The sequence below is a fragment of the Sporosarcina sp. Y1011 genome, assembly GCF_057669885.1.
Genome location: NZ_JBYHFP010000036.1, coordinates 1 through 5,522, shown reverse-complemented (window position 1 = coordinate 5,522; position 5,522 = coordinate 1). Strand labels below are relative to the sequence as shown.

At 40.7% G+C, this 5,522-nt stretch carries 2 protein-coding genes; both read left to right on the top strand.

Annotated features, from left to right (window positions below; genetic code table 11):
- The first annotated feature begins 79 nt into the window (after positions 1-79).
- The gene (locus AC25Y5_RS18775; RefSeq protein ID WP_488141625.1) at positions 80-316 is read left to right on the top strand and encodes a hypothetical protein; all 237 of its coding nucleotides are present in this window, start codon (positions 80-82) and stop codon (positions 314-316) included.
- An 870-nt stretch (positions 317-1,186) separates the two neighbouring features.
- Positions 1,187-5,522, top strand: a 4,336-nt coding sequence (locus AC25Y5_RS18770) for a lamin tail domain-containing protein (protein WP_488141624.1), incomplete at its 3' end; no start/stop codon positions are given.

Below are 5,522 nucleotides of genomic sequence, written 5' to 3'. Positions count from 1 at the left end.
AAAATAAATAATTTAATATTAGGAAAGCTAGGTAGAGAATTCTCTACCTGTTTTATTTAACCATGAAAGGGTGAAACCAATGAAAACACAACCTTATTTCCAAACAACCATAACTAGCGGATCCATCGAAGAACGTGACAGAAGAATTGCTGAATTAACAATTAGAGAGTTTGAAGTTGTGCGCCTTTTCGAAAAAATAGTGGAAAGTGCCAGCGGCCGAACTGGTTTAATTAATGGCCGTCAACTAATCAACCATTCATATGATGGAGGAAGTACTCGTGCAATGTACGGAGCGGTGCTTAGGAGGGGCGAATGATAAGAACAAAAAACCTAAAACCGTTTGATTACGGTACTTTATAATATCTATTGATTTACACATCCAATTCTTGACTGCACGCGACAACAAGAGGATGCGTATATCATAAGCACATCCTTTTCGTTCAAGATTTCCAACAACTGCGATCGGTACCTTTTGAACATCCAAATTATGCAGTGAAGCCATACAACTAGCGTAAAAACTATTGAACGGCAGATTTTATTTAATTTCTACTATCTGTGGCAACCTTAATTTACCTCCGCTCGTCCAACCTCGTGATTTAACATGGACAGGAAAAGGGGGGGACAGTGGTTTTAACATCTGCCTTATGTCCTCAGTGAATCCAATAACAACACTCCCCAAATAATCCCCATCCAAACTTTGCAGCTGAACAGTGATAGGGCTATGCGTAATCTTTGAAACAATCACATCATGATAACTGCAATAATATACAATATGCCATTTAACTTCAAGATGTATGGTTACATGAGAATACCTTGAAAGGAGTTTTCCTCATGAGAATTGACACTCCCTTTATCATATTGGACAATTATCTGTTTGGTTTAGAGAACTAGAATAATCCTGTATCTTCGGATCTTATATTTAGAGATTTATTATAGAAACCACTTCTTTCACTTTAAGAAGTGGTTTTTATATATCCTTGCAATAAGAGGCACCATCAACGATATTCATACAAGAGCGTTAGGAGCGCTGGAAAATGAACAGGTACAAAAAAAGGGAAGGTGTCACCCACAAATCTATTAAAATTCTTCGATTTACATAACTTTAACATTTACTTCATAATACTCAACAATTTCTCCCGTATGCTATTAATGAAGGAATAATTTAACTTGGGAGGAATTATGATTAATGAATAAGAAATTTCTGATACCTATTGCTTTGATGAGTAGTTTAACGTTTTCCACGTTGATCAATTCGCCAACCGGGTTATTACTGAATGGTCAAACACATGTGGAGGCTGCAACAATTTCTCCAATCCTTATTACGGAACTGTTGCCTAACAGCAATAATGTGGCGGGTTCGTCAACGGATGCTTTTGAGTTTATCGAACTGTATAACAATAGCACTCAAACGGTTGATTTGAAGAATTACAAGTTGGTTTACGGATATCCTGATGGAAGAATGATAGATTGGACTTTTAAAGAAGACAAAGCGATCGCTCCAGGAGAGACTCTCGTTGTGTGGGTCAAAAATAAAGAAAATACGAATCTGGCACTTGCAGATTTTAATACTGAATTTAATACCCAGCTAACGGATAACCAATTTACATACATAGAGTCGGATGGAATGGCAAACACTGCCGAGCGAACGTTATCGGTTGCGGATACGTCCAATAATATTTTAACGTCAGCTAAGTATGTTAAAGATAATGTCGTTGTAAATAAGGGCATTCAATACAAAGCTGGTGAAGACGGGAAAACGATGGACATCCTTACATCTTCTGAAGCACCGACACCTGGTGGGTTGATTACAGGACAAGTCCCTGCTGAACCAATTGTCGAAGATAAGGAAGCGCCTGTCATTGCACATCAAGCAATCGAAAAAGTAATGGCCGGTGAAAATTTCAACATTAAGTCCGTGGTGACGGATGAAACAAGACTCGAAAAAGTGAAGTTGTTCTACAAACTAACGGAAGACGGCAGCTGGCTTCAAAAAGAAATGATTGCTTCTGCAGAAGAAAATACGTTTGAGGCCCAAATTGACAAAGTGGAATTACTGACAAAAAAAGTAACCTACCGCATTGAAGCATTTGATGGACAAAATACAGCCATGACAGATGAATACGAAGTGGAGATTGAAGAAATGGATTATGATCCACAAAATGTTCCTGCCCTTCTCGTGACAGAACTTGTTCCTGACTCGACGAATATCGGATCCCTGGATGGCTATGAATTTATTGAAGTATTTAACAACTCTACAGAAGCTATAAACTTGAAAGATTACAAGATTCGCTACCGTTACCCGGCTGAAGGACCGGAAGCTGACTTGATATGGAAAGCGGATAAAGAGGATATCATCCTGCCTAGCGGAAAAACCATCGTTTATTGGATCAAAAATGCGGATAATCAATCAAAGACTGTGGCTGATTTCAACCAATTCTATAACGTGGATTTGACTGAAAATGTAGACATCACGGAAATTCAATCGGGTGGAATGGCCAACTCGAGTCATCGCGGTCTATCCATTGCAACAAATACAGGTATCGATATTTCAGCTGCTTATTATTACGACCAACCGGATGTAGATGATACGATTGCCAACAAAGGCATTTTATACACGTTCCCTTCAGATGGGAAATCGAATGTCATGATAAAATACAGCAATGGCATGGAAAATGCAACACCAGGAAGCCTGTCTCCGATTCAGACACCAAAGGTTAAGGTAACAGTTCCTGTGGATCAAGTGGCACCGTCAATTACCGATTTAACGGAAGCCATCCCGACGTCAGGACACGAAAATCTGGATCTCTCATTCGATGTAACGGATGAGGCGGTAGTTAAAACTGTGCGTCTTTTCTACAAAACAAATGAAACCGATGAATACCGTATGGTCGATTTAACAAAAACCTATGATTCTACCATTTATACACATAGGATTTCTTCACCGGATCTACTTGGAAAGGAGAACTTGAGTTATTACGTTCAAGTGTCCGATGGTGCGAATGAAGTCACATCGGATGTTAAAAAAATCGATATTTTGTCTGACGACTCGGACATGACAGGATTGAATGTGGAGGATGGATCCTATTTAAGTAAAACGGTCTTGTTGAAAGCCTATGGCAAGGATTCTAGACTATTGGTCGATCAAAAGGACGTTTCGAGCGAAACAAAACCATCGCTTCCAACACAGGCCTATTTCGCCTTTGATGCGAAAAATGTCAATCTTTACTTTAAAAACGGTGTCACGATCGGAGATGAAACACTCCACATTTTTGATGACACAATCAACACCTATACGACCATGACCATACCTGTGGACCCGGATAAATTCACACAAGGGCTCGATACAAAAATATCGATTCGTGCAGGTACAAAAGTATCGCCTTTCGATACGGATTCTGAAGAAAATCGCGATGATTTCTATGTCAAGAATGTACGGCTGGTATTGGCGGATGGCACCACTCTTTACGATTCACTATACAATGATATCGAAAAAGAGCTTTCTGTCGGAGACGGCGCAAGTGCCAAGCCGGTAATCGATTTCAGCTTCCGTTTGCCGGATGAGAAATTTACCGCCAAAGCGTTCACATGGGATACGACGGCAGTAAATGAAGGAACACATATGGTTGAAGCGCTGGATACAGAACATACAAAAGCGGAAGTCATTGTCGATAACAGTGCGCCAATTATCACCCCTTCTATTGAAGAAGGAAAAGAGTACAAGGGAGCCTTTACGATTCAAGCAGAGGTTGAGGATAAATACTCTTCAGTGGAAAGCCTGACCGCGTTGCTGGATGGGGAGGAAATCACATTGCCTTTTGAAACGTCTTCCGCAAAATTGACTCCAGGTGAACACACGGTATCATTCACGGCAAAAGATGTTGCCATGAATGAAGTCCAAAAAGAAATTCACTTTACCGTATTGGAAGAAAAACCATACTCACCACAAATCATTTCACCAGTAGATGGTTCGGAAAACGTTAATCCAAATGAGACGAAACTGCAAGTGAAAGTGACGGATCCAAGCAAAGACGACTTGAATGTTTCTTTCTATGAAGGACATAAGTATGAAGCGGATGCTGAAGAAATCACGGTATTTGAAAATAGCGCAGACCGGGAACCGCCAAAAGAGCTGATTCCTGCAGGGGAATCGATTGTCACTGAAAAAGCCAAAATGGCTAAAGTGGACGGTGAATACATTGAAACCACTTCTCTGGATAAATTCCCGTATCATCGATTTGAAGTAGCAGTCGGGGAAGAAATCGGTGAAGATGACGAAATTGCTCTGAACTGGGAAGGGAAATCTTTGATCGGTCGTAAAGTATCCATGTACGTATGGAATTATGTAAATGCTTTATGGGAACTACAGGAATGGAAAGTGGCAAAAGACGATCAGAACTTCACTTTACATGGATCTGTCATCGGAAAAGAGTTTGTCAAGGACGGAAAAGTGCAAGTGATGGTACAGGATGAAATTGCGTCCACGACGGAATTCGACTACTCATTCATCTGGATGTCGGATACACAATATTATTCCGAAAGTTACCCACATATCTTCGATAGAATGACGACGTGGATTGCTGAAGAGAAAGAAAACCTGAACTTGAAATACGTTTTCCATACAGGCGATTTAGTCGATAAAGCCGATCAACCGGTTCAATGGGAACGTGCCGATACATTCATGGGGACGCTTGACAATGCAGCCATTCCTTACGGTGTATTGGCAGGAAATCATGATGTCGGCCACAAAACAGGGGATTATGATGAATACGGTAAATATTTTGGGGAAGAACGGTTTATCGAGAAGGATTATTATGGCGAATCGTATAAAGACAACCGTGGGCATTATGATCTAATCAGTTCAAATGGTAATGATTTCATCATGGTGTATATGGGCTGGGGAGTGAATGAAGAGGATATCGCATGGATGAATGAAATCCTCGCCAAATATCCTGAAAAGAAAGCCATTCTTTCCTTGCATGAATACTTGTTGGTATCTGGTAACAGAAGTCCAATCGGCGAAAAAATATTCAAGGAAGTCGTCACGACGAATAAAAATGTAACTGCGGTCCTGTCAGGTCATTACCATGATGCTGAAACACTGGTTGACGAAATCGACGATGACATGGACGGAACACCCGATCGGAAAGTGTACCAAATGTTGGCCGACTATCAAGGGGGACCAGAAGGTGGGCAAGGCTTCCTGCGTCTCATGAAAGTAAAGCCGGTTGATAACACAATCCAAATGCAAACATACTCACCATATCTGGATCAGTATAACTACTACAATCCAGTAGACTATCCCGGAAAAGATGAATTCACAATCGAAACAGATTTGACGCCGAAAGAGAAAGTCGTCGCTACAGATATGTTCAAGGCAGAAGTGTTCACGAATGATCCGATCGGTGAAGTTAAAAACACCAAGGATGGTTCCATTGTGGAAGTAAAGTGGAAAAATCTCGAACGGTCGACTAAACATGGCTGGTATGTTCAAGTAAAGGATTCATTTGGGGGAGAAATGCGCT

Coding starts and splice junctions, on each gene's coding strand:
- AC25Y5_RS18775 (WP_488141625.1), top strand. CDS start 80: ATGAAAACACAACCTTATTTCCAAACAACCATAACTAGCGGATCCATC.